Origin of the sequence: Streptomyces sp. P17 (assembly GCF_032436805.1) — a bacterium.
Classification (GTDB): Bacteria; Actinomycetota; Actinomycetes; order Streptomycetales; family Streptomycetaceae; genus Streptomyces.
The window spans coordinates 31,347-54,442 of the sequence record NZ_JAVRBF010000030.1; the positions used below are offsets into that span (position 1 = coordinate 31,347).

At 71.2% G+C, this 23,096-nt stretch carries 23 protein-coding genes and 1 pseudogene; 13 read left to right on the forward strand and 11 right to left on the reverse strand.

Features of this window, described 5'->3' with window-relative positions; all coding sequences use genetic code 11:
* Positions 1 to 96: 96 nt before the first annotated feature.
* Together RMT89_RS20435 and RMT89_RS20440 are read right to left on the reverse strand one after the other, a co-directional pair.
* Positions 97 to 723 (reverse strand): dihydrofolate reductase family protein, encoded by a 627-nt coding sequence (locus RMT89_RS20435; protein ID WP_315885179.1) that lies wholly within the window; start codon positions 721 to 723, stop codon positions 97 to 99.
* A 100-nt stretch (positions 724 to 823) separates the two neighbouring features.
* Positions 824 to 1,254 (reverse strand): annotated as a pseudogene (locus RMT89_RS20440) (AIM24 family protein); the annotation flags it as partial.
* Positions 1,255 to 1,308: 54 nt separating this feature from the next.
* Here RMT89_RS20440 and RMT89_RS20445 point away from each other — a divergent pair.
* A complete protein-coding gene (locus RMT89_RS20445; RefSeq protein ID WP_315885180.1) occupies positions 1,309 to 2,055 on the forward strand; it encodes an SDR family oxidoreductase in 747 nt (248 codons plus the stop codon).
* A gap of 240 nt (positions 2,056 to 2,295) precedes the next feature.
* Here RMT89_RS20445 and alc read toward each other — a convergent pair whose 3' ends face one another.
* Positions 2,296 to 3,411 (reverse strand): allantoicase, encoded by a 1,116-nt coding sequence (alc, locus tag RMT89_RS20450; RefSeq protein WP_315885181.1) that lies wholly within the window; start codon positions 3,409 to 3,411, stop codon positions 2,296 to 2,298.
* Positions 3,412 to 3,449: 38 nt separating this feature from the next.
* A complete protein-coding gene (gene allB, locus RMT89_RS20455) occupies positions 3,450 to 4,787 on the reverse strand; it encodes an allantoinase AllB (protein ID WP_315885182.1) in 1,338 nt (445 codons plus the stop codon).
* 273 nt (positions 4,788 to 5,060) lie between these two features.
* On the opposite strand from allB, the gene RMT89_RS20460 reads away from it, so the two are divergent.
* Positions 5,061 to 5,855, forward strand: a complete 795-nt coding sequence (locus RMT89_RS20460; RefSeq protein ID WP_315885183.1) for an IclR family transcriptional regulator — start codon at positions 5,061 to 5,063, stop codon at positions 5,853 to 5,855.
* Positions 5,856 to 6,189: 334 nt separating this feature from the next.
* On the opposite strand, the gene RMT89_RS20465 is transcribed toward RMT89_RS20460, so the two are convergent.
* A complete protein-coding gene (locus RMT89_RS20465) occupies positions 6,190 to 6,501 on the reverse strand; it encodes a DUF5955 family protein (protein WP_315885184.1) in 312 nt (103 codons plus the stop codon).
* Positions 6,502 to 6,690: 189 nt separating this feature from the next.
* Here RMT89_RS20465 and RMT89_RS20470 point away from each other — a divergent pair, with 189 nt between their 5' ends.
* Both RMT89_RS20470 and aceB read left to right on the forward strand, forming a co-directional pair.
* Entirely contained in the window at positions 6,691 to 7,290 is a 600-nt protein-coding gene (locus tag RMT89_RS20470) for a nucleotidyltransferase family protein (RefSeq protein ID WP_315885185.1), read from the forward strand.
* Between the two features lie 184 nt (positions 7,291 to 7,474).
* Positions 7,475 to 9,097 (forward strand): malate synthase A, encoded by a 1,623-nt coding sequence (gene aceB, locus RMT89_RS20475; protein WP_315885186.1) that lies wholly within the window; start codon positions 7,475 to 7,477, stop codon positions 9,095 to 9,097.
* A 1-nt stretch (position 9,098) separates the two neighbouring features.
* On the opposite strand, the gene RMT89_RS20480 is transcribed toward aceB, so the two are convergent.
* Genes RMT89_RS20480 through RMT89_RS20490 form a run of 3 tightly spaced genes read right to left on the reverse strand, consistent with a single transcriptional unit; the run spans position 9,099 to position 11,782 of the window.
* On the reverse strand, positions 9,099 to 9,380 hold the full coding sequence (locus RMT89_RS20480; protein ID WP_315885187.1) for a SelT/SelW/SelH family protein: 282 nt from the start codon (positions 9,378 to 9,380) through the stop codon (positions 9,099 to 9,101).
* Positions 9,377 to 10,291, reverse strand: coding sequence for a HipA family kinase (locus RMT89_RS20485; protein WP_315885188.1), 915 nt, complete (start codon positions 10,289 to 10,291; stop codon positions 9,377 to 9,379). The genes RMT89_RS20480 and RMT89_RS20485 overlap by 4 nt, the downstream gene beginning before the upstream one ends.
* A 15-nt stretch (positions 10,292 to 10,306) precedes the next feature.
* Positions 10,307 to 11,782: an IucA/IucC family protein gene (locus RMT89_RS20490; protein WP_399498441.1), complete on the reverse strand. Its 1,476-nt coding sequence runs from the start codon at positions 11,780 to 11,782 to the stop codon at positions 10,307 to 10,309.
* A gap of 92 nt (positions 11,783 to 11,874) precedes the next feature.
* On the opposite strand from RMT89_RS20490, the gene RMT89_RS20495 reads away from it, so the two are divergent.
* The 3 genes from RMT89_RS20495 to RMT89_RS20505 are packed head-to-tail and all read left to right on the forward strand — an operon-like array spanning position 11,875 to position 15,431.
* Positions 11,875 to 13,371 (forward strand): IucA/IucC family protein, encoded by a 1,497-nt coding sequence (locus RMT89_RS20495; RefSeq protein WP_315885189.1) that lies wholly within the window; start codon positions 11,875 to 11,877, stop codon positions 13,369 to 13,371.
* Between the two features lie 45 nt (positions 13,372 to 13,416).
* The gene (locus RMT89_RS20500; RefSeq protein WP_315885190.1) at positions 13,417 to 14,676 is read left to right on the forward strand and encodes a VWA domain-containing protein; all 1,260 of its coding nucleotides are present in this window, start codon (positions 13,417 to 13,419) and stop codon (positions 14,674 to 14,676) included.
* Positions 14,676 to 15,431 carry a hypothetical protein gene (locus RMT89_RS20505; RefSeq protein ID WP_315885191.1) on the forward strand — a complete coding sequence of 252 codons (756 nt, stop codon included), beginning with the start codon at positions 14,676 to 14,678 and terminating at the stop codon, positions 15,429 to 15,431. Before RMT89_RS20500 ends, RMT89_RS20505 begins: the two co-directional genes overlap by 1 nt.
* A 47-nt stretch (positions 15,432 to 15,478) precedes the next feature.
* Here RMT89_RS20505 and RMT89_RS20510 read toward each other — a convergent pair whose 3' ends face one another.
* Complete coding sequence (locus RMT89_RS20510; protein WP_315885192.1) at positions 15,479 to 16,105, reverse strand: helix-turn-helix domain-containing protein; 627 nt, start codon at positions 16,103 to 16,105, stop codon at positions 15,479 to 15,481.
* An 81-nt stretch (positions 16,106 to 16,186) separates the two neighbouring features.
* Here RMT89_RS20510 and RMT89_RS20515 point away from each other — a divergent pair, with 81 nt between their 5' ends.
* From RMT89_RS20515 to RMT89_RS20540, 6 genes are all read left to right on the forward strand, one after another.
* Complete coding sequence (locus RMT89_RS20515; protein WP_315885193.1) at positions 16,187 to 17,395, forward strand: pyridoxal phosphate-dependent aminotransferase; 1,209 nt, start codon at positions 16,187 to 16,189, stop codon at positions 17,393 to 17,395.
* Between the two features lie 21 nt (positions 17,396 to 17,416).
* Positions 17,417 to 17,950: an HAD domain-containing protein gene (locus tag RMT89_RS20520; protein WP_315885194.1), complete on the forward strand. Its 534-nt coding sequence runs from the start codon at positions 17,417 to 17,419 to the stop codon at positions 17,948 to 17,950.
* A 3-nt stretch (positions 17,951 to 17,953) separates the two neighbouring features.
* Positions 17,954 to 18,553, forward strand: coding sequence for a histidine phosphatase family protein (locus RMT89_RS20525; RefSeq protein ID WP_315885195.1), 600 nt, complete (start codon positions 17,954 to 17,956; stop codon positions 18,551 to 18,553).
* A gap of 40 nt (positions 18,554 to 18,593) precedes the next feature.
* Positions 18,594 to 19,229 carry a hypothetical protein gene (locus RMT89_RS20530; protein WP_315885196.1) on the forward strand — a complete coding sequence of 212 codons (636 nt, stop codon included), beginning with the start codon at positions 18,594 to 18,596 and terminating at the stop codon, positions 19,227 to 19,229.
* Positions 19,230 to 19,281: 52 nt separating this feature from the next.
* On the forward strand, positions 19,282 to 19,704 hold the full coding sequence (locus RMT89_RS20535) for an acyl-CoA thioesterase (RefSeq protein WP_315885197.1): 423 nt from the start codon (positions 19,282 to 19,284) through the stop codon (positions 19,702 to 19,704).
* Positions 19,705 to 19,930: 226 nt separating this feature from the next.
* Positions 19,931 to 20,113: a hypothetical protein gene (locus RMT89_RS20540; RefSeq protein WP_315885244.1), complete on the forward strand. Its 183-nt coding sequence runs from the start codon at positions 19,931 to 19,933 to the stop codon at positions 20,111 to 20,113.
* On the opposite strand, the gene RMT89_RS20545 is transcribed toward RMT89_RS20540, so the two are convergent.
* Both RMT89_RS20545 and RMT89_RS20550 read right to left on the reverse strand, forming a co-directional pair.
* Complete coding sequence (locus RMT89_RS20545) at positions 20,076 to 21,464, reverse strand: nucleobase:cation symporter-2 family protein (RefSeq protein WP_315885198.1); 1,389 nt, start codon at positions 21,462 to 21,464, stop codon at positions 20,076 to 20,078. The two genes, RMT89_RS20540 and RMT89_RS20545, sit on opposite strands and share 38 nt — an antisense overlap.
* A 237-nt stretch (positions 21,465 to 21,701) precedes the next feature.
* Positions 21,702 to 23,081, reverse strand: coding sequence for an 8-oxoguanine deaminase (locus RMT89_RS20550; RefSeq protein WP_315885199.1), 1,380 nt, complete (start codon positions 23,079 to 23,081; stop codon positions 21,702 to 21,704).
* Positions 23,082 to 23,096 lie beyond the last annotated feature (15 nt).

Here is a 23,096-nt window from a genome sequence, read left to right on the forward strand (position 1 = left end):
TCCCATGATGACGCGCGTAGACAGTGGCATGTCAATGACAACTCTAGAGAATTTCCTTTCAAGTCCGAGGAGTTTTCAGGGAGTTAACCTGACGCGTCAGGCGTCCTCGGGGAGTCCGAACTCGCCGTACTCCGGCTTCCCGGCCAGGTCGTACGTCCGGATGGTGACGCCCTTCGAGGTGACGCTGCCGCCGGTGCTGCGGAAGGCGGTCGGGGCGGTGCCCTCCGGGAACAGGCGGCGGCCCGCGCCCAGGACGACCGGGAAGGTCAGCAGGTGCAGGGTGTCGAGGACGCCGAGGCCCAGCAAAGAATGGACGAGCGCGCCGCTGCCGTGGATCTGGAGTTCGCCGTCGGTGCGTTCCTTGAGAGCGGTGACCTCCTTGGCCAGGTCTGCGCTGATGACGGTGGTGCCGGCCCAGTCCGGGTCGGTGAGGGTGGCCGAGACGACGTACTTGGGCAGGGCGTTGAGCCGCGAGGCGACCGGGTCCTCGGGGTCGGTCACCCTGGGCCAGTACGAGCTGAAGATGTCGTAGGTACGGCGGCCGAGGAGGTAGGCGCCGGAGCGGTCGAAGACGTCGTTGATGAAGCGGCCGAAGTCGTCGTCGGCGTACGGGAAGCTCCAGCCGCCGTGCTCGAAGCCGTCGCGGGTGTCCTCCTGGGGGCCGCCGGGGGCCTGGTAGACGCCGTCGAGGGTGACGAAGATCGTGGAGACCAGCTTGCCCATGGCGGGTACCTGCTTCCTGGTGCGGGGTCTGTTGTCATCAGGGCAGACGCCGCGGGCCCCCGCAACTCATCGGTCCAGCCGACGTGCGTGGAGAACAGTCCGCGTCGGCGAGGCTCTCGGCGGTGAGGGACTGCAGGATCACCCGGCCGTTGCCCTCCAGGGTGGCCAGGGAGGGGCCCTCGCCGCCGAAGACGGCGTTCATCATGCCCTGGCGGTTGAGGCCGGTGAACTTCTCCAGGACGAAGCCCTCGCCGCCCTTCATGCCGGTCTTGCCGCCCTGGAAGGCGATGCCGAAGTCGACGGTGGACTCGGCGGCGACGAAGGCGTCCTTCTCGGCGAACCGCGCGCGGGTGCCGTCCGGCTCCACGGCGCGCATCTCGCCCGGGAGGACGCCGGCGAAGCCGACGGTGCCTTCGCCGCCTGGGAGGTGAAGTACTGGAATGCCGGGGATTCGCCCGCGAGGGCGCGCCGGCCCACCTGCATGGCGTTGCCCATGGCCTGGCGGAGCATGCCGCCCATGGCGCCGGCGCCCTTGATGTCCGTTCGCCGCCAGCGCGCGGGGGCCGTGGCCGCTGGGATGGAGGCATGACTACTGACAACGGAACTCTTCACGGCAAGGTCGCCCTCGTGACCGGCGGGAGCCGGGGCATCGGCGCGGCGACGGCGGTACGGCTGGCCCGGGCCGGGGCGGATGTGGCCGTCACCTACGTCAGCGGCAAGGACGCGGCCGCCGACGTCGTACGGGCCGTCGAGGCGCTCGGGCGGCGGGGGCTGGCGCTGCGTGCGGATTCGGCGGACGCCGGGGAGGCGGTGGGGGCGGTGGCTCGTACGGCCGAGGCGTTGGGCGGGCTGGACGTACTGGTCAACAACGTGGGGGTCGGCGTGCTCGGGCCGCTGTCGTCCCTGTCGCTCGACGATGTGGACCGGGTGCTGGCGGTGAATGTGCGGGGCGTGTTTCTCGCCTCCCAGGCCGCGGCCTCGCTGATGTCCGAGGGCGGGCGGATCATCACGATCGGGACGTGTATGACGCAGCGGGTGCCCGGTGCAGGGGGCACGCTGTATGCGATGAGCAAGTCCGCGCTGATCGGGTTGACGAAGGCGCTGGCTCGGGAGCTGGGGGGTCGGGGGATCACCGCGAACATCGTTCATCCCGGGCCGGTGGACACGGATATGAATCCGGCGGACGGGCCGTATGCGGAGGGTCAGGCGGCGATGACGGCGTTGGGGCGGTTCGGGACGGTGGGGGAGGTGGCCGAGGCGGTGGTGCATCTGGCGGGGGCGGCGTATGTGACGGGGGCGGAGTACGCGGTGGACGGGGGGCACGCGGCGTGAGGTGACGGCGGGGTGTTTTCGCCCCCGCCGCCCCAACCCGTCCCATTCCGGGGCTCCGCCCCGGACCCCGCTCCTCAAACGCCGGAGGGGCTGGCTTCAGCCCGTCCGGCGTTTGAGGACGAGGCCCTTCAGGGCCGAAGCGGGGGTCTGGGGGCGGCAGCCCCCAGGGGACGGTGGGGGTCCCCCCTCTGGGGGAGGGCAGGGGCGGCGGGGGCGAGAACTCCCCGCCGCCCCTCCGGCTCAGCCCCCCAGTTCCTGATGCCGCGCCGCCAACCCCGACGCCCCCTCCTCCGTCAGGGAGCCGAACAGGCGCAGGCGGGAGATTCCGCCGTCCGGGTAGATGTCCACGCGCGCGTGGGTGCCCACGGAGGGCGCCGGCAGGACGAAGCGGTGGTTCGTGTCGGGCTGGAGGCGGGTGCGCGGAAGGACCTCGCGCCAGTCACCGGCCTCGCCGTCCCGCACCGACACCGACGCCCACCCCGCGCTGTTCCCCTTCAGATACGCCGTGTCGATCTCGATCGCCCGGATCCGGGACTGGGATACCAGGCGGTACTGGATCCAGTCATTGCCCTGGTCCCGCCGCCGCCGCGTCTCCCAGCCGTCGTCCATCTTCCGCGAACGGCCCGGCTGGATCGTGTTCGTGGCCGGGGAGTAGAAGAGGTTCGACGCGTCCTCCACCTGACCGCCGTTCTCCAGCGCGACCACGTCGAAGGTGCCCAGCACCGACAGCCACGCCGGATCCGGAACCACCTCGCCGTACACCCGCAGGCGCGCGATGCCGCCGTCGGGGTGCTGGTTCACCCGCAGGTGCGTGAAGCGCTGCTCGACCGAGACCTCGAAGCCGTTCGCCGCGTGGCCTCCGACCGGCGTACGAGGCACCAGCGTCGTCCACTTCACGTCGTCGCCCCGCAGCTCCTCGGGGGACGGGGAGCCCGAGACCGAGGTCGCCTCGATCGACACCGCCTGCGGGTAGTTGCCCCGGAAGTGCGCCGTGTCCACCACGATCCCGCGGATCACACCCGGCGCCCCGAGACGCACCAGCGCCCAGTCGTGGTCCTCCGCCGTCGGCCACGGATGCGACGCCGACACACCCCGCCGGCGCCGCGTCTCCCAGCCGTCCATGATCTTGCCCTTGTGCCCGAAGTGCTCGGGGTCGAACTCCGCGCGCTCGGGGACCAGCAGATTCTCCCGCTGCGCGAAGAACTCGTCGTTGGCGGCGATGACACCGGCCCCGAGCTGCCGGTCGGCGAGGTTGGCGTACTGGGTGAAGGGGAAGTCGGCGGTGCGGTAGTCCGCGTACGGGTCACCGCCTCCGTACGGGTTCGCGTCGCCGGTGAAACTCACAATCGCCGTCACTTCATGTGCCTTTCGGGTGTCGGGGCTGGGGGGAGTGGTCAGTGGGTGCGGGTCAGCAGGTGTCCCCTCGGCTCCGTGAACTCGCCGTCCACGACCACGCGTTCGCCGCGCAGCCAGGTCGACTTCACTACTCCGTACAGGGTCTTGCCCGCGTACGCCGTCACCCGGTTGCGGTGCTGAAGGGCGGCCGGGTCCACGGTGAACGTCTCGTCGGGCGCGAGGACCGCGAAGTCGGCGTCACGGCCCGCCTCGATGGCGCCCTTCCTCCCATCGAGGCCCACGAGTTCCGCCGTACGCGAGGACATCCAGCGCACCACGTCCTCCAGGCCGTGCCCCCGCCTGCGGGCCTCGGTCCACACCGCCGCGAGGCTCAGCTGGAGGCCGGAGATACCGCCCCAGGCCGTGGCGAAGTCGTCCGTCTTGAGGTCGGCCGTGGACGGCGAGTGGTCCGTCACCACACAGTCGATGGTGCCGTCCGCCAGCGCCTGCCACAGCAGGTCCTGGTTGGCGGACTCACGGATCGGCGGGCAGCACTTGAACTCGCTGGCCCCGTCCGGCACTTCCTCGGCGGTGAGCGTCAGGTAGTGCGGGCAGGTCTCCACGGTCACGCGTACGCCCTCCGCCTTCGCCTCGGCGATCAGCGGCAGCGCGTCGGAGGAGGACAGGTGCAGGACGTGCACCCGCGCGTCCAGCCGCCTCGCCTGCGCGATCAGCTGGGCGATCGCCGTGTCCTCCGCGTCACGCGGGCGCGAGGCGAGGAAGTCCGCGTACTTCGGGCCGCCCTGCTGCGGCGCCGCCTCCAGATGGTGCGGGTCCTCCGCGTGCACGATCAGCAGGCCGCCGAAGGAGGCGATCTCGGCCAGGGACTGGGCGAGTTGCTCCTGGTCCAGGTGCGGGAACTCCTCGACGCCGGACGGTGACAGGAATGCCTTGAAGCCGAACACCCCGGCCTCGTGCAGTGGCCGCAGGTCCTTGACGTTGCCGGGCAGCGCGCCGCCCCAGAAGCCGACGTCGATGTGTGCCTTGTCCGCGGCGACCCGCTGCTTCACCCGCAGGTTCTCGACCGTGGTCGTCGGCGGGAGGGAGTTGAGCGGCATGTCGACGAGGGTGGTGATACCGCCGGCCGCCGCCGCGCGCGTCGCCGTCCAGAAGCCCTCCCACTCGGTGCGGCCGGGGTCGTTGACGTGCACGTGGGTGTCGACCAGGCCGGGCAGCAGGACGTCGTCGCCGAGGTCCTCCACACGGGCGCTCTCGACGGATGCGTCGTACGGCAGCACGGCCGTGATCTTCCCGGCGGAAACGGCGACCGTGGCGGCCCGCGTCCCCTCCGGCGTGATGACGCGCGTCGAGCGCAGCACCACTTCTACGTCGGACACCCGGGACCCCTCTCTCTGCCGCCGTCTTACTTCCAGGAAACGCGGTTGACTTCCACGTTACGGAATTCAACGTTCTGTTGAAGAAGTCTTCACCCCCACTCCCGCGTCGTCAAGGGCACACTGCCACCCGGCACCGTTGACGCATCCACTCTGGACGTTTCCATAAAGCGGAATTAGAATTCCAGCAAGCAGAATGTAGCTACGCACAAGCGGGGAGTCAACCGCCTGCCGGGTAGGCTTCTGCCCTTCCGCCAGCCCCGAAAGGAACGCGCCGTGCCGACGTCCAGCGCCAGCACCACCGACTCCGCCAAGTCCAACAGCGGTGGCGTCCAGTCCCTTGAGCGCGCCTTCGACCTGCTGGAGCGGATGGCGGACGCCGGCGGCGAGGTGGGCCTGAGCGAACTGTCCGCGAGCAGCGGACTGCCACTGCCCACCATTCACCGGCTGATGCGCACCCTCGTGGTCTGCGGCTACGTCCGTCAGCAGCCCAACCGGCGCTACGCCCTCGGCCCGCGCCTGATCCGCCTCGGCGAGTCCGCCGCCCGGCTGCTCGGCACCTGGGCGCGCCCCTATCTCGCCCGGCTGGTCGAGGAGACCGGCGAGACCGCCAACATGGCCCTGCTCGACGGGGACGAGATCGTCTACGTCGCCCAGGTGCCGTCCAAGCACTCGATGCGGATGTTCACCGAGGTCGGCCGGCGCGTCCTGCCGCACTCCACGGGCGTCGGCAAGGCCCTGCTGGCCAACACCCCGGACGCCGAGGTGCGCGCGCTGCTCTCCCGCACCGGCATGCCGGCCGCCACGGAGAAGACGATCACCACCGCGGACGGCTTCCTCGCGGCGCTGGACGACGTACGCCGCCTCGGGTACGCCGTCGACGACAACGAGCAGGAGATCGGGGTCCGTTGTCTCGCGGTCTCGGTGCCCGACTCCCCCACCGCCGCCGCCATCTCGATCTCCGGTCCGGCAGGCCGCGTCACCGAGGCGGCCACGGAGCGGATCGTGCCGGTGCTCCAGCAGATCGCCCAGGAACTCTCCGAGGCACTGGCCACCCAGAGCCCCGCGTAACCAGTGCCGCGACAGGCGACGTTCGCCCCGTCGCGACGCCCGGCACGCACTCTCGCCGCACCGGCCGAAAGCCCAGGTACGCCCAGTACGAGGGCTTCCGGCCGGCACGCCGAGAGCACGCACGCACCGGACGCCGCTCCTTGACGGGCGAACGTCGCCTGCCGCGGCACTGGGGGGTGTTTTGAAAGTCCCGCACAGCACCCACGGCGCCCGGCACGCACCCTCGCCGCACCGGCCAAAGACCCAAGTACGTCCAGTACGAGGGCCTTCGTCCGGCACGCCGAGGGCACGCACCGAACACCGCGGGCACCGCACAGGACTTTCAAAACACCCCCTAGCGCTTCTGCTCCCCGAAGAGATCAACCGCGTTCCGTACCTCCGTCAGCCCCCGCGACAGTGCGCTCACCGAGCCGATCGCGCCGGCGATCAGCAGCAACGACCGCTGCAGCCGGGGGATTTCGGGGGCACCGCTGATCGTCATCGCGGCCAGGGCCGCGAGTTCGTCCTCCGCGACCCCCCGGTCCGGGAACTGGGCCGGGAGCGCGGCGAGTTCGCGGCGCAGCCGGGACACCGCGGTCCGCAGTTCCGCCACTCTCGGATCCTCGTCGCTGCCGGTCACCGGCCTCTGCCCCAAGCTCCGCAACACAGCTCTCCCCCCGCGCACGCCGTTGTGCGCGTCCACGTAGTGATCCCGCCGAGCACCCCCGTGGCATGGGTCGGGCGCCCTGGGGACGCGGGCCAGTAAACGCCACCGCCGCGCCGGGCGCCACCGCGCGGACCGAAATTCAGCCCCCGTGAACCGTGCCGCCGTCGTGGCGTCAGGTATGCAGGACGCATGACGCAGAACGAACAGCAGGTCGCCGGTCTGGTCCTCGCCGCGGGCGGCGGGCGGCGGCTCGGCGGGCGGCCCAAGGCCCTGCTCGAACACCGCGGACGCCCGCTCGTCGAACACGCGGTCGGGGTGCTGCGCGCGGCCGGCTGCACCCGCGTCCACGTGGTGCTCGGGGCCCGCGCCGCCGCCGTACGGGAGCGCGCGGAGCTCGGTGACTGTGTGCTGGTGGACAACCCGGACTGGGAGCAGGGGATGGGGACCTCGCTGCGGGCGGGGCTCGCCTCGCTCACCGGAACGGGCGCACGGGCCGCACTGGTCTCACTCGTCGATCAGCCCGGCATCGGCGTCGAAGCGGTGGCCCGGGTACTCGCCGCCTACGACGGGGAGTCGTCGCTGGTCTCCGCCGCCTACGCGGGCGTACGCGGGCATCCCGTGCTGTTCGGCGCCGCGCACTGGGCGGGGATCACCCGGGCCGCGACCGGGGATCAGGGGGCGCGCGGCTACCTCAAGGAGCATGCGGCGGAGGTCGGGCTCGTGGAGTGCGGGGACGTGGCCCAGCCGTACGACATCGACACCGAGGCCGACCTGAGCCACCTTGAGTGAGCGAGGTGGCACTGAGCGACACCTTCTGTCGACTCAGAGAATCTCGACATCAACAAACCATTGAAGTTCCACGATGAGGAAACTACTATCCACTGTTCAGAAGCGTCCGACCGCACAGCGGGCGCTCCACACCCCATGCGTGCCGCCTGGCACCCGGTGCCACCGCTGAAGGAAGTGACAGCTCATGTCCGCACCAGCGCCGTCCCCGCTGGCCATCGTCGACGCCGAGCCCCTGCCCCGGCAGGAGGAGGTCCTCACCGACGCGGCCCTCGCCTTCGTGGCCGAGTTGCACCGCCGGTTCACGCCCCGGCGTGAAGAACTCCTCGCCCGCCGTGCGGAGCGCCGCGCCGAGATCGCCCGCACCTCCACTCTCGACTTCCTCCCGGAGACCGCCGCGATCCGCGCGGACGACTCCTGGAAGGTGGCCCCGGCCCCCGCCGCCCTGAACGACCGGCGCGTGGAGATCACCGGCCCCACCGACCGCAAGATGACCATCAACGCCCTCAACTCGGGCGCCAGGGTCTGGCTCGCCGACTTCGAGGACGCCTCGGCTCCCACCTGGGAGAACGTGATCCTCGGCCAGCTCAACCTGATCGACGCCTACACCCGGAGCATCGACTTCACCGACCCGAAGTCCGGTAAGTCGTATGCGCTCAAGGCCGAGAAGGACCTCGCCACGGTCGTCATGCGGCCGCGTGGCTGGCACCTCAACGAGCGTCACCTCCAGATCGACGGCCAGCAAGTCCCCGGCGCCTTCGTCGACTTCGGCCTGTACTTCTTCCACAACGCCCAGCGCCTCCTCGACCTCGGCAAGGGCCCGTACTTCTACCTCCCGAAGACCGAGTCGCACCTGGAGGCCCGCCTCTGGAACGACGTGTTCGTCTTCGCGCAGGACTACGTCGGCATCCCCCAGGGCACCATCCGCGCCACGGTGCTGATCGAGACGATCACGGCCGCGTACGAGATGGAGGAGATCCTCTACGAACTCCGCGACCACGCCTCGGGACTGAACGCGGGCCGCTGGGACTACCTGTTCTCCATCGTCAAGAACTTCCGTGACGGCGGCGCCAAGTTCGTCCTGCCGGACCGCAACGCGGTCACGATGACGGCCCCGTTCATGCGGGCGTACACCGAACTCCTCGTCCGCACCTGCCACAAGCGCGGCGCGCACGCCATCGGCGGTATGGCGGCCTTCATCCCGTCCCGCCGGGACGAGGAGGTCAACAAGGTCGCCTTCGAGAAGGTGAAGGCGGACAAGGACCGCGAGGCGAACGACGGTTTCGACGGCTCGTGGGTCGCCCACCCCGACCTGGTGCCGATCGCCATGGCCTCCTTCGACGCGGTCCTCGGCGACAAGCCCAACCAGAAGGACCGGCTGCGCGAGGACGTCGACGTCAAGGCGGCCGACCTGATCGCGATCGACTCGCTCAAGGCCAAGCCGACGTACGACGGCCTGGTCAACGCCGTTCAGGTGGGCATCCGTTACATCGAGGCCTGGCTGCGCGGGCTCGGCGCCGTCGCCATCTTCAACCTGATGGAGGACGCGGCCACCGCCGAGATCTCCCGCTCGCAGATCTGGCAGTGGATCAACGCGGGCGTGGAGTTCGAGAACGGCGAGAAGGCCACCCCCGAGCTGGCCCGCAAGGTCGCCGCCGAGGAGCTGGAGAACATCAGGCGCGAGCTCGGCGAGGAGGCCTTCGCGGCCGGACACTGGCAGCAGGCGCACGACCTGCTGCTCCAGGTCTCCCTCGACGCCGACTACGCGGACTTCCTGACGCTCCCGGCGTACGAGCAGCTCACGGGCTGAGCTACTCCGGCGATGCCTTGTCCGAGTGGCCCAGGGACTTTCCCGGGGCCACTCGGTCGCGTACGGCCTGCTTCACGGCCGTCGGTTCCGGGAAGCCCTGCTCACGGCGGTCCCAGACGATCTCGTCGTCGACCCGGACGACGAAGACGCCGCCGGTGCCGGGCTTGAGGGACAGCTCGTCCAGCTCCGCCTCGAAGGTGGTGAGCAGCTCCTGCGCCAGCCAGGCCGCGCGGGGCAGCCAGCGGCACTGGGTGCAGTACTCGATCTGTACGACGGGGCTCATCCGAGGTGCACCGGCCAATCCTGTTCCGCCGCCGGTTCGCCGTGCAGGTCGGGCACCCGCTTCAGCCAGTTCGGCCGGCCTTCCTGTGTCTTCGCCGCGCGCCGGGCTTCCTCGGCGGCGAGTTCCTCCCGGGTGGGGAAATCCGTGGGCAGCCACGACGCGGAGCTCCGTACGCGCGCGTGGAGATAGCCGACGTACGCCAACCGGGCCTGCTCGGCGGTGGCGAAGCCGGGCTCGTCCAGCAGCCAGGCGTCCGGCACCTCGGCCGTGATCGCGCGCAGCAGCTCCTCGGTGACCTTCGGCGCGAGCTCCGCGTCGGCGGCGCGAGTGTCCGGCGTGCAGTGGCCGAGGGCGTGATGGCGGAAGTCGTAGGCCTTCGCGGGGTCGGAGGTGTCCCAGCGGTGGTGGAAGACGAGGGCGGCGCCGTGGTCGATCAGCCACAGGCGCGGGGGCGCGATGCCGAACGTGGGCCAGACCATCAGGTTCGAGCTGTGGACCGTGCGGTCGACGTTGACGGTGAGGGCGTCCAGCCAGATGATCCGGCCCGCCTCCAGCGGATCGACCTCGAACACCTTGGCGATCTCGGGCGTGAAGTCCTTCGCACCCGGCAGATGGTCCATCCCCAGATTGACGCCCGCGCTCGCGCCGTGGAGTTCCCGTACCTCCTGGTGGGGCTCGCTGTCCGCGATCGCCGGGTCGAAGTGCACGAGGACCAGCTCGGGGAAGCGCAGCCCGAGGGCGCGCGCCAGTTCGCCGACGATCACCTCGGCGACCAGCGCCTTGCGTCCCTGCGCGGAACCGGTGAACTTCACGACGTAGGTGCCCAGGTCGTCGGCCTCGACGACCGCGGGCACGGAGCCTCCCGACCGCAGGGGGGTCACGTATCGAACAGCAGTCACGTCACGCAGCACACCGGCAAGGGTAGATCAGCGCAGTGGGCTGGGCAGGGGCCGGTAGCGGGCGGCGGCTCCGTCGGCGCCGGTCCAGCGCAGCAGGAGGTTGGTCTTGCCGGGGAGGGTGGGGGCGCTGAGCAGGACGGGGATCTCGGGGAGGTCATGGGCGGCGAGGGCACGGCGCACGGCGGGCCAGGGGTCGAGGCCGGGGTGACGCTCCGCGAGGGCCGCGGCCATCTCCCACAGGTGGTTGACCACCAGGCAGTACACCAGCCGCTCCCATCCGGCGGCCCGGTCCACGTCGGCCGGCAGCTTCACGCCCTCGGCGTCCCGGAACAGCGCCTGCACCGGGGTGCCGTCGGCGTCGACCGCGACCAGGGTGTTCTGCAGGTGCGCTTCGAGTACGACGCCGTGGTCCGCGAAGGCCGTGAGGGCGGGCGGTACGACCGCGCCCAGGTAGGCGTCCCACCAGGCCGACGGGTCCTCGGCGGTGTCGAGCGGACTGCCCGGGAAGCCCTCCACCAGGCCCGCCGCGAGCAGCGGGGTGGCTCCGGGGCGCAGGTGGGCATGGAAGCCGTCGCGGACGAGGACGGCCAGTTCCTCGAAGGCGAAGTCGCCCGTGCGGTAGCCGCGGTCGCTGAGCCAGGCGCCGGGACCGGACGCGAAGGCGGCGGTGACGGCCGCGTCCGTGCGCCGGAGTTTCAGCAGGTCGTGGCGCCAGAGCCGGCGGATGTCGTTGGTGATGCGCACATCGAGGCTGAACTTCAGGAACAGATCGCGCTCGGGTGCGTACACCGTGCGGATCGCGGCCGTGGGCCAGGTCTCGAAGCCGGTAGTGCCGAGCCGGATCAGACGGCCGTCGGCGAAGGCCCGGCCGAGGTCCACGAGGTCGAGCTGCCAGGGGTGGGCGGGCAGCAGCCGGTAGCCGGGCGGTGCCTCGCCGAGGGCGTCCAGGGCGGCGGTGTCGCCCTCCTCGACGACCGTGTCCTCACGCACCCCGAGCAGCACCAGCGGGAAGCGGGCGTACGCCTCGGGCGCGTACGGCAGCCAGCCCGCGACCGGGCCACCCCCGCGCGCCTTCGGGGCCGGGTGGTGCGGGTGGCCGGTGACGAGCGACTGCTCGGAGAGCAGATACGGGTCGGCGGGCGGGGTAGCGCGGGCCCGCGCGGTGAGCAGGGCCGCGACCGTGTCCCGGCTGTCGACCATCTCGGCCGGCAGTTCGTGGTTGTCCAGGCCGGTGTGCCGACGCAGTTCCTCGGCGACGAGTTTCACCAGTTCGGCGTGGCCGACGCGGAGCCAGCCGCCGTCCGCGTACACCTCGGGGCCGGCCGGCCGGCGCCCGCCGCTCACCCGCAGCAGCCGCCCGCTGGGCAGCCGGTACACCTGGGGTCCGGCCGGTTGTGCCACCTCCCGCAGCAGGCAGTTGAGCAGCGGCGCCGCCGCGAAGGCGTCGGCGCGGGTTTCGGCGTCGGCGTCGGCGGGCGGGGGCATGAGGTCCACGCGTTTCACTCGTTCTCTACGGTCCGTTCGGGCGGAGAAGATCAGTATGTCTGTCGTCGCCGCCCGGCCTGACCCCCAACTCGTACCCGAGGAGCCCGACCGTGCACCGTCCCCTCACCGCCGAGGCCGAGGTAGCGGCCGAGTTGGCCGATGTCCGCCCCGGTCTGGCGTCCCGGTACGCGGCCGAGCTGCCCGGCGCCCGGGCGGCCGTGCTGACCCGGCTGTGGCGGGCGCTCGCCCATGAGCCGCTGCCCTGGATCACGGCCCGGGAGAGCGGCCGGGAGGGCCTCACCCTGCGCCTGGCCGACGGTCGCCGCCTGCACGGCCCGCACGCGGACCCGTACAGCACCGCCGCCTATGTCACCGCCGTACGGCTGGACGAGACGGTGCACGACGCTCCGGCGCCGCTGATGAAGGGCCTGGGCGTCGCGGACGGTACGGCGTTCGTGGCCGAACTCGGGCACAGCGTGGCCTCGTTGGCGCTGTCCAGGGCCGGGCAGCCGGATGCCACGAAAGAGTGGCCGGTCAACGACTGGGAGTGGGAGCAGCGAGTGGTGGACGGCCATCCGTACCACCCCAACTGCCGCTCCCGGCCCGGCTTCTCGGTGGCCGAGCAGCTCGCGTACGGGCCCGAGCACCGGCCGCTGGTGGAGCTGGGCCTGTGGCCCGTACCGGCGGCCGAGTGTCTGCTGTCCGGCTCCTGGCCGGAGGAACTCACGGACGGGGAGCGGCTGTTGCTGCCGGTGCATCCCTGGCAGGCGGCGCATGTGCTCAAGCGCCCCGGTGAGCGCGGGATCTCCGGCGCGCATCCGCTGATGTCCCTGCGCACGCTGGCGCTGCCCGGCGGACCGCACGTCAAGACGGCGCTGAGCGCCCGGCTGACGTCCTCGGTGCGGGACATCTCCGTGTACTCCATCGCCCTCTCGGCGACCCTGTCCGCGTTCGCGGAGTCCCTGGCCGCGCGCACGGACGGGCTGCTGCACATCACCCGCACCCTGGGCGCGGCGACCGCGGACTCCCCCGATCTGGCGGCCGTGCTGCGCGAATCGCCGCGGGAGTACGCCGGTCCGGGTGAGCGTGTGGTTCCGGTGGCGGCGCTCACCACCACCGAACTGCCCGACTCCGCCGACTGGCTGGCCTCCTTCGCGCGGCTCGCCCTCACCGTCGGGCTGCGGCTGCTGGAGCTGGGCGTGGCCCTGGAGGCGCACGGCCAGAACCTGCTCGTCGTGCTGGACGCGGACGGCACCCCGCTGCGCCTGGTCTACCGCGACCTCGCCGACATCCGGATCAGCCCGGCCCGGCTGGCCCGGCACGGCATCCCGGTGCCCGAGCTGACCGGCCGGATCGTCACGGACGACGAGACCACGCTGCGCCGCAAGCTGTTCGGCTCGCTGGTGGCGGGCGCGCTCGCCGGCACGGCGGGTTCGGCGCCGGCCCTGCGCGGGGCGCTGGAGACGGCCGTACGGGATCTGCCGCGCTCGCCCGATCTCGCCGTACTGCGCGAGGAGCCGCTGCCCGCGAAGGCGCTGACGCTGATGCGGCTGTCGCCGCGGACACCCGGGGACCAGTGGGCGCGGCTGCCCAACCCCCTGTGCTGAGGGGCCGTTTTGGAGCGGGGCACCTCTGATCAATAAGATCCGCCGATGATCACAAGAACACGGCTGGCGGCGGGGGCCTGTGCCCTGCTCGCCGCGCTGACGGCCGGGGTGGCGTTCCCGGCCGGGGCGGCGGCCGGCGAACCCACGGGCGAGGACGCACCGAAGGTGAACCTCGTGCTCGACGTCAGCGGTTCCATGCGGGCTCGGGACATCGACGGCCAGTCCCGGATGGCCGCGGCGAAGCAGGCCTTCAACGAGGTGCTCGACGCCACACCCGAGGAGGTCCAGCTCGGCATCCGGACGCTCGGCGCCAACTACCCGGGCGACAACCAGAAGACGGGCTGCAAGGACACCGCGCAGCTCTACCCGGTCGGCCCGCTGGACCGCACCGAGGCCAAGACCGCGGTGGCGACTCTCACGCCCACCGGCTGGACCCCGATCGGTCCGGCGCTGCTGAAGGCGGCCGACGACCTCGACGGCGGCACCGGCTCCAAGCGCATCGTGCTGATCAGCGACGGCGAGGACACCTGCGCCCCGCTGGACCCGTGCGAGGTGGCGCGGGAGATCGCGGCCAAGGGCATCGGGCTGACCATCGACACCCTCGGACTGGTCCCGAACACCAGGATGCGGCAGCAGCTGAGCTGTATCGCGGAGGCGACGGGCGGCACCTACACCTCGGTGGAGCACACCGACGAACTCACCGACCGGGTCAACCAGTTGGTGGACCGGGCGGCCGACCCGGTGGTGACGCCGGTGGCGACCGAGGGCGCCGACCAGTGCGCGAAGGCGCCCACCCTGAAGTCCGGTCTGTACACCGACCGCGAGGAGTTCGGGCAGCAGCGCTGGTACCGGGTGGACGTCGAGCCGGGGCAGGAGCTGCGCGCCTCGGTGAGCGTGGGCGCGGACCGGGCGGTGAACCCGTCGTACGGGGTGCTGCTGCGGGCGGTGACCGTGCACGGCCGGGAGATCGTGCGCGGCGAGGCGGCGGGCAACGGCCGTACGGACGTGGTCTCGACGGGCGTGCGCTATCCGAAGGCGGACAACGACGAGGCTTCGACCGAGGCTGTATGCCTGCAAGTCACCCACTCCTTCTCGGCCGCCTCGGGTGTGAAGACCACACCGGGGCTGCCGCTGGAGCTGACCGTGGACGTCGTCGACGGTCCGTCGGAGTCGGGCGATGTGGCCTCCTTCGGGCTCGGGCGCGGTTGGTGGCTGCTCGGCGCGCTGATCCTGACCGGCTTCCTCGCCGGGCTGATCTGGGGCTGGGTGTCACGCTGGCGGGTCGCGGTCTGGAGAACCAACTGATGCGGATCACACGTACGTTGACCACGGCCCTGCTGATGCTGGGGCTCGCGGCGGCTCCCGCCCTCGCGGCCGGGGCACCGACCGAGGCGGGCACCTCCTTCCGTACGGCGACGGAGATCGAGCAGGGCCAGGAGGCCACCGCGAGCGGATCGGCGGGTGACTACCTGTACTGGTCCTTCCCGGCGGACGCGGGACAGCGCCCCACCGTCAAGGCGACGGTGAAGCTCCCCGAGACCCACGCCGCCGAGACCTGGCAGGTCGACGTCTACGACGGACTGCGGCGCCGTCAGGCCTGCCAGTACGGCGCCCAGACCCGCACCGCCGCCGCGGACGCCGCGTCCGTGGAGCTGACCTGCGTCATGCGCACGGTGCGCGCCTGGTCGGAGCCGTGGGCGGGCGATCCGCTGCCGGGCACGTATTACCTCCGGCTGACCGTGGTGAACCTCGCGACGGGCGACCTGGGCCTGCCGGTGGACGCCTCGGTACGGGTCGACTCCCAGGACATCGGCGGCGCGGCGGCGGTGGACGGTTCGCTGGCGGAGCCGCTGGTGCCGGGGGTCGCGATGAAGTCCGAGGCGGAGGACTCGGCGGCGGACTCGGCCGTGCTCTCCAGCATCGATCCGAACGACGGCTGGTCGTCCGGCTGGTGGTCCGACCGCTGGGTGTGGACCGCGGTGGGCGGTGTGCTGGCCGCGCTGGCGGGGATCGGCGGGTATGCGCTGACCCGCGGCCCGGGACGTCCGCCGGGGGTCTGACCCGTTCGGGCGGGGGCTCGTCGCACGTCGGTGCGGCGGGCCCTTCGCTATGCCTCCCGCAGGGACTTCGCGAGCGTCCCGTCGCCGCTCACCGTGATCCGCCCGTCCCGTACCGCGTCCAACACGCTCGACTCCCCCCGCGCCACGGCCGTACAGGTGCCGGTGTCCAGGGCAAGGCGGGCATCGGGCTCGCCGGGCGCGGGGCCGTCGCCGTACACGGGCCCCTCCTCGGCGCCGACCCGCAGATGGAACTCCCCCTCCTCCAGCCGCACTTCGACAAGACCCTCCCCCTCCAGGGCCCTGAGGAGCGGCAGCGCGAACCAGTGGGCGCGTACGGCATCCGTCGGCCTGCGCTCGCCGAGCTCGGCCTGGCCCCAGGTCCCGAGGGCCTGGAGGACGGGGAGCAACTCCCGTCCGCGCGGGGCGAGTTCGTATACGTAGGCCACTCCGGGCGGCGGCAGTCGGCGCCGGGTCGTGAGCCCGTCGCGTTCCATGTCCTTCAGCCGTGAGGCGAGTACGTCGGTGCTCACGCCCGGCAGATCCGCGTGCAGGTCGGTGTAGCGGCGCGGTCCTGCCAGCAGTTCGCGGACGATCAGCAGGGTCCAGCGGTCGCCGACGACATCGAGGGCGCGGGCGGCGGAACAGTACTGGTCGTAGCTTCGGCGTGGTGACATGGGACGCAGTCTAGACATGTCATTGGACTTTCCAAGCTTGAACTTGGTAAAACCAAGTGACACCAGATACTGGAGGGGCGCATGGAGTTCCGGCAGTCGAACAAGCTCAGCGAGGTCTGTTACGAGATCCGCGGCCCGGTGATCGAGCACGCCGACGCGCTGGAGAAGGCGGGCCACAGTGTGCTGCGCCTGAACACCGGCAACCCCGCGCTCTTCGGCTTCGAGGCGCCGGAGGAGATCCTCCAGGACATGATCCGGATGCTCCCCCAGGCGCACGGCTACACGGACTCGCGGGGCGTCCTCTCCGCCCGCCGGGCCGTCGCCGGGCGCTACCAGACCCTGGGTCTGGAGGTCGACGTCGACGACGTCTTCCTCGGCAACGGCATCTCCGAGCTGATCTCGATGGCCGTGACCGCTCTGGTCGAGGACGGCGACGAGGTCCTGATCCCGGCCCCGGACTTCCCCCTCTGGACGGCCGTCACCACCCTCGCGGGCGGCAAGGCGGTCCACTACCTCTGCGACGAACAGGCCGACTGGTACCCGGACCTGGACGACATGGCGTCGAAGATCACGGACCGCACCAAGGCCGTGGTCATCATCAACCCCAACAACCCCACGGGCGCGGTCTACCCCAAGGAGATCATCGAGGGCATCCTCGACCTCGCCCGGCGCCACGGCCTGATGGTCTTCGCGGACGAGATCTACGACCAGATCCTTTACGACGACGCGGTCCACCACTCGGCCGCGGCGCTCGCGCCCGACCTGGTGGTCCTCACCTTCTGCGGGCTGTCGAAGACGTACCGGGTGGCGGGTTTCCGCTCGGGCTGGCTGGTCGTCACCGGCCCCAAGCAGCACGCCAGGAACTACCTGGAGGGCCTGACCATGCTGGCCTCCATGCGGCTGTGCGCCAACGCGCCCGCGCAGTACGCCATCCAGGCCGCGCTGGGCGGCCGCCAGTCCATCCACGAACTGACCGCCCCCGGCGGACGCCTGCACGAACAGCGCAACGTGGCCTGGGAGAAGCTCAACGACATCCCCGGGGTGTCATGCGTGAAGCCGAAGGGCTCGCTGTACGCCTTCCCGCGCCTCGACCCCAAGGTCCACAAGATCCACGACGACGAGAGGTTCGTCCTGGACCTGCTGCTGCGGGAGAAGATCCAGGTGGTCCAGGGCACGGGCTTCAACTGGCCCACCCCCGACCACTTCCGCATCCTCACCCTGCCGCACGCCGAGGACCTGGAGGCGGCGATCGGCCGGATCGGCCGGTTCCTGAGCGGGTACCGGCAGTAGCGGGCGGGTAGGTCATCGCCCATGAGCGACCGCCCCCTGTTACTCCTCGACGTCGACGGCCCCCTCAATCCGTACCGGGCCGTCTTCACCCGGCACCGCGGCTATGTGACCCGGCGACTGCACCCCTCGGGCTGGTCGGCCCGGCAGACCCCCGGGTCGCGGCGGCTGCGCCGTGGGCTTCGGGTACGGCTGCACCCCGGGCACGGAGCGCGGCTGCTCGGCCTGCCGTACGAGCTGGCCTGGGCGACCACCTGGATGCACGAGGCGAACGAGATGATCGCGCCGGTGATCGGGCTGCCCGGGGATCTGCCGGTCATCGAGTTCACGGACCTGTTCGCCAAGGACCCCGAAGGGCTGTACTGGAAGACCCGGCAGGTCGTGGCCTGGGCGGCCGGACGGCCGTTCGTGTGGGCCGACGACATGGTCACCGACCGGGACGTGGCGCATGTCGCCGAGCACCACGACGGGCCGGCGCTGCTGCTGCGGATCGATCCGCGCCTGGGGCTCAGGCAGGCCGAGTTCGCGCGGTTGGAGCTGTGGGCCCATAGCCTGTGAGGCATGGGTGATCTTCTGCTCGTGCGCCATGGTGAGACCGCGTGGTCCAGGTCGGGGCGGCACACCGGCCTGACGGATGTTCCGCTGACCGAGCACGGGCGGGAGGAGGCGCGGCGGCTGGTGCCGTTGATCCGCTCGCATCGGATCGGGGCGGCGTTCGTCAGCCCGCTCCAGCGGGCCCGGGAGACGGCCGAGCTGATCGGGCTGACCGAGACGCGGATCGATCCGGATCTGCGGGAGTGGGACTACGGCGGGTACGAGGGCGTCACCACCCTCGCGATCCAGCGGGAGCGGCCCGGCTGGTTCCTGTTCACCGACGGGGTCGCGCCGGGGCCGCCGGAACACCCCGGGGAGAGCCCGGCGCAGGTCGGGGAGCGCGCCGACCGGATGCTCGCCAAGGTGGACGCGGCGCTCGCCAGCACCGAGGGGGTCGTGGTCCTGGTGGCGCACGGTCACTTCCTCCGGGTGCTCACGGCACGGCGGCTCGGGCTGCCCCCGGCGGACGGCGCGCTGTTCCAGCTGGCCACCGGGACCGTGTGCCGGCTCGGCACCGAGCACGGGCGGCCGGTGATCGCGGGGTGGAATGTCAGACCCGGGTCGTAGCCTTCGAAGCGGTGGCACATCTGCTGGAAAGGGGCCCGCCGTGACACGACCGCCGACCGCCGCCCAGCGGCGGGTGATCGACTCCGCCGACCCGGTGACCGGGCGCCTGCACAGTGGTACGGAGACCCAGCTCGCGGCCCTGGTGAAGCACGGACTCGCCTTCCGGCATCCCCGCCCGCCGCACGATCACTTTCTGACCCCGGCGGGGCATCGGATACGGGAGGCGGCGGGCGATACGGCCGTGGAGGCGCCCGCCGCCACGACGGCGACCGGGGTGTTCGCCGCGCGCATCGGGGGCGAGGAGGAGCCTCCGCCGGCCGGTCCGGCCCGCGTCCGCGAGGTGCGCAGCGCCTGGGAAGGGCTGGTGGAGCTGCGCCGGATGACCAACCCGGACGGCGCGACCGACCGGCCGTGCGGCTGGGAGCGTACGCATCTGGTGCAGGCCGCCGCGCTGGCGCTGGAGGCGGCCGGGCATCCGCCGGCCGGAGCGGACGGTGGCGACGGCTACCGGGTGCGCGCGACCCCCCAGCCGGAAGCGGTGGCCGTGCACCAACCCGACCCCGAGGAACTGGGCGCGTGCGCGGCGACGTTGGAGAAGGGAGGCTGGCAGGTGAGCGAGCACACCGATCCTCGCACCCGCGCACGATATCTGCTGGCTTCCCCGCGCCGGACGTGAGGAAGATGCCACGATCGCTGCACAGGGCATCGATGACGAGAAGAGGAAGTTCGTGAGCGAGCCGTTCTCCGTCCGGATCACCGTCCGTGGATACGAGACCGACGTACAGGGCCACCTCAACCAGAGCGTGTACATCAACTACGCCGAGCACGCCCGCTGGTCGCTGCTCCAGGCGGCGGGAATCAGCCAGGCGGGACTGATCTCCAAGGGGGTCGGCCCCGTCGCCCTGGAGACCACCATCCGCTACAGGCGTGAGCTCCTGGCCGGTGACGAGGTCGAGGTGTCGTGCGCCTTCGAGTGGGGCGGGGGCAAGACGTTCCGCATCGAGCAGACCATCACGAAGGCGGACGGCACCGTGGCGGCCGAACTCACCGCGGTCGGCGGGCTGCTGGATCTGACGGCACGCCGGATGGTGGCGAACCCGCAGGACTACTTCAAGGAACTGGCGACCGACCCGAGCCTGTTCGGACTCTGAGCCCCCGCGTCCCGGGGCAGCGTCACCGTCACCGTCAGGCCCCCGCCGTCCCGGGGCACCGCGGACACCTCCCCGTGGATGGACGGATTCCAGTTCATCGGGGCTCCGTACATCCAGCGGGTGCTGGGATACGGCGAGTTGCTCACCGGAACGGCGTTCCTTTCTGTACTGGTACCTCATCCGGTTCACCGGGAGCAGTCCCTTCGGGCACTCCGGGTGTCTCGACATGAAGACCCTCTACGCGACCAAGGCCGGGCTGCCCCTGCGGGCCGTCGCCAAGGGCGCGATGCCGCGCCACCTGCTGAGCAGGCGGCGCCACACGCATCACGCCCTGGACGACGCGATCGAACAGGCCGAGCTGTTCGCCAACCTCATGGCGTGGCCGGGGCCGTCCGGGCCGAGCCGGTGAGCTCCTCACCCGCTTCCATCGGGTGGGTGACATCCTCGGCGTCGCGGTCCTTGCCCAGGTGGTTGAAGACCAGGTTCAGCAGGACCGCCACCACACAGCCCGTCGAGATGCCCGAGTCCAGGACGATCCGGGCGGTCTCCGGGAAGGAGTGGTAGAACTCCGGGGCGGAGATCGGGATGATGCCCACCGCCAGGGAGACGGCCACGATCAGGACATTGTTGTCCTTCTCCAGGCCGGCGCGGACCAGGGTCTGGATGCCGCTCGCCGCCACCGAGCCGAACAGCACCACGCCCGCTCCGCCCAGCACCGGGCGCGGTACGACGGCGATCAGCGAGGCGGCCATCGGGCACAGGCCCATCAGGACGAGGAAGCCACCGCCCGCTGCCACGACGTAGCGGCTGCGGATCTTCGTCATCGCGACCAGGCCGATGTTCTGGGCGAAGGCGCTGCACATGAAGCCGTTGAAGAGCGGGCTGATCGCCGAGCCGAGGGTGTCGGCGCGCAGGCCCGCCGCGATCGTCTTCTCGTCCGCCGGACGGTCCACGATCTCGCCCAACGCCAGCATGTCCGCGGTCGATTCGGTCATCGAGACCACCATCACCACGATCATCGAGACGATCGCGGCGATCTGGAACTGCGGTGCGCCGAAGTGGAAGGGCGTCGGGAAGCCGATCACATCCGCGTCCGCCACCGGGCCGAAGTCCGTGACACCGAAGGGGATGGCGATCAGGGTGCCCCCGACCAGGCCCAGCAGCACCGCGATCTGCTTGACGAAGCCGCGCGTGAAGCGGCGCAGCAGCAGGACCAGCAGCAGCGTCACCGCCGCCAGCGTCAGATTCGTGCTCGAACCGTAGTCGCCCGCCGCCGGGTTGGGGCCCTGCGCCCAGCCGAAGGCCACCGGGAGCAGGGACACGCCGATCAGCGTGATCACCGTGCCGGTCACCACCGGTGGGAAGAAGCGGACCATCTTGCTGAAGAACGGGGCCGCTATGAAGCCCAGGACGCCCGCGACGATCACCGCCCCGAAGATGATCGGCAGCGCGTCGGACTTGTCGTCAGTGGAGGCGACGATCGCGGTCATGGGGGCGACACCGGCGAAGGTGACGCCGTTGACGAAGGGCAGCCGGGCGCCGATCTTCCAGATCCCGAGGGTCTGGAGGAAGGTGGCGAGGCCCGCGGTGAACAGGCAGGCGCCGGTGAGGAAGGTCAGTTCGGTGCCGGACAAGCCGATGGCCGCGCCAACGATCAGGGGTGGGGCGACGACGCCCGCGTACATGGCGGCCACATGTTGCAGGCCGGTCGTCGCCATTTTGGCGGCGGGGAGTTTCTCGTCGACGGGGTGGGCGGACACGGGCGGCTCCTCCGGTCGGTTAACAGCACGTCGGCTCTGACGTGGGTTTCAAGGAGGTGATGCGCGGTCGTGCGGGACCGTTGAAGCGATAAAGCGGTGAAGCGATAAAGAGGTGACGGTCAACCGTTCCGGGGCGCACACGTCCATGCACGCCCCGGAGACGGCCGCCATGGACCCCGCTCGGGTCCACGGCCACCGGTCGAGGGCCGTCCCCCCCGACCGGAGATCTTCAACTGGTCAGCCCCGCGCGGCGATCCGCGCCAGGCGCTGCGCCTGCTCCCGCGTGGAGCGGGCGATGGCGTCCTCGTCGACGGTGAGCAGCCGGTTGTCCTCCACGATCTGCTCGCCGTTGACGAAGGAGGCGGTGACCGGAGCCGCCGCGCCGAAGACCAGCGCGGTCACCGGGTCGGCGATCGAGGCGTGGGCCAGCGTGTCGAGCTTCCACAGCACCAGGTCGGCGAGCTTGCCCGGCTCCAGGGAACCGATCTGCGAGGAACGGCCCAGGACCTGGGCGCCGCCGTAGGTGCCGAGGCGCAGCGCCTGGCGGGCGTTCAACGCCGCTTCCCGGTGCGCGCCGAGGCGGTTGATGAGCAGGGCGTTGCGCAGCTCGGTGTGCAGCTCACCGGACTCGTTGGACGCCGTACCGTCGACGCCGAGGCCGACCGGGACGCCGGCCGCCAGCATGTCGGGGACGCGGGCGATACCGGCCGCGAGCCGGGCGTTGGACGAGGGACAGTGGGCGACACCGGTCTTCGTCCGGGCGAAGGCGGCGATGTCGGAGTCGTTCATGTGGACGCAGTGCGCCATCCACACGTCCTCACCGAGCCAGCCCGTGGACTCGAAGTAGTCGGTCGGGCCCATGCCGAACAGCTCGTGGCAGAACTTCTCCTCCTCGACCGTCTCCGAGCCGTGGGTGTGCAGCCGTACGCCGAGGCTGCGGGCGAGTTCGGCGCCCTGGCGCAGCAGTTCGGTGGAGACGGAGAAGGGGGAGCAGGGCGCGACGGCGACCTGGGTCATCGCGTCGAAGGAGGCGTCGTGGTGCTCCTTGACGGTGGCCTCGGTCGCGGCGAGCGCGCCGTCCAGGGTCTCGACGGCGAAGTCCGGGGGCAGACCGCCGTCCTTCTCGCTGCGGTCCATCGAGCCGCGGGCGAGGGTGAAGCGGACGCCCGTCTCACGGGCGGCGCGGATGATCGATCCTGACAGGTCGCCGGAGCCGTGCGGGAAGACGTAGTGGTGGTCCATGGCGGTGGTGACACCGCCGCGGGCCATCATGGCCAGCGAGCCCTGCGCGGCCGAGTAGGTCATCTGCTCGTCGATGCGCGCCCAGGTCGGGTACAGGGCCACCAGCCAGTTGAACAGGTTGTGGTCGGTGGCCAGGCCCCGGGTGATCCACTGGTAGAAGTGGTGGTGGGTGTTGACCAGGCCGGGGGTCACGAGGTGGCCGGTGGCGTCGATGCGTCGTACGACGTTCTCCAGGCCCTCGGGGGCCTTGCCCGCGCCGAGCGTCTCGATGCGGTTGCCGGCGATGACGAGGTGTCCGCTCGCGTACTCGGTGTCGCTCGCGTCGACGGTCGCGATCGAACAGTTCTCGATGACGATGCGCTCGGCTGCTGCCATGATTCGTCCTTTGCG

Coding starts and splice junctions, on each gene's coding strand:
- RMT89_RS20435 (WP_315885179.1), bottom strand. CDS start 723: ATGGGCAAGCTGGTCTCCACGATCTTCGTCACCCTCGACGGCGTCTAC.
- RMT89_RS20445 (WP_315885180.1), top strand. CDS start 1,309: ATGACTACTGACAACGGAACTCTTCACGGCAAGGTCGCCCTCGTGACC.
- RMT89_RS20470 (WP_315885185.1), top strand. CDS start 6,691: ATGACGCAGAACGAACAGCAGGTCGCCGGTCTGGTCCTCGCCGCGGGC.
- aceB (WP_315885186.1), top strand. CDS start 7,475: ATGTCCGCACCAGCGCCGTCCCCGCTGGCCATCGTCGACGCCGAGCCC.
- RMT89_RS20480 (WP_315885187.1), bottom strand. CDS start 9,380: ATGAGCCCCGTCGTACAGATCGAGTACTGCACCCAGTGCCGCTGGCTG.
- RMT89_RS20500 (WP_315885190.1), top strand. CDS start 13,417: ATGATCACAAGAACACGGCTGGCGGCGGGGGCCTGTGCCCTGCTCGCC.
- RMT89_RS20505 (WP_315885191.1), top strand. CDS start 14,676: ATGCGGATCACACGTACGTTGACCACGGCCCTGCTGATGCTGGGGCTC.
- RMT89_RS20510 (WP_315885192.1), bottom strand. CDS start 16,105: ATGTCACCACGCCGAAGCTACGACCAGTACTGTTCCGCCGCCCGCGCC.
- RMT89_RS20515 (WP_315885193.1), top strand. CDS start 16,187: ATGGAGTTCCGGCAGTCGAACAAGCTCAGCGAGGTCTGTTACGAGATC.
- RMT89_RS20520 (WP_315885194.1), top strand. CDS start 17,417: ATGAGCGACCGCCCCCTGTTACTCCTCGACGTCGACGGCCCCCTCAAT.
- RMT89_RS20525 (WP_315885195.1), top strand. CDS start 17,954: ATGGGTGATCTTCTGCTCGTGCGCCATGGTGAGACCGCGTGGTCCAGG.
- RMT89_RS20540 (WP_315885244.1), top strand. CDS start 19,931: ATGAAGACCCTCTACGCGACCAAGGCCGGGCTGCCCCTGCGGGCCGTC.
- RMT89_RS20550 (WP_315885199.1), bottom strand. CDS start 23,081: ATGGCAGCAGCCGAGCGCATCGTCATCGAGAACTGTTCGATCGCGACC.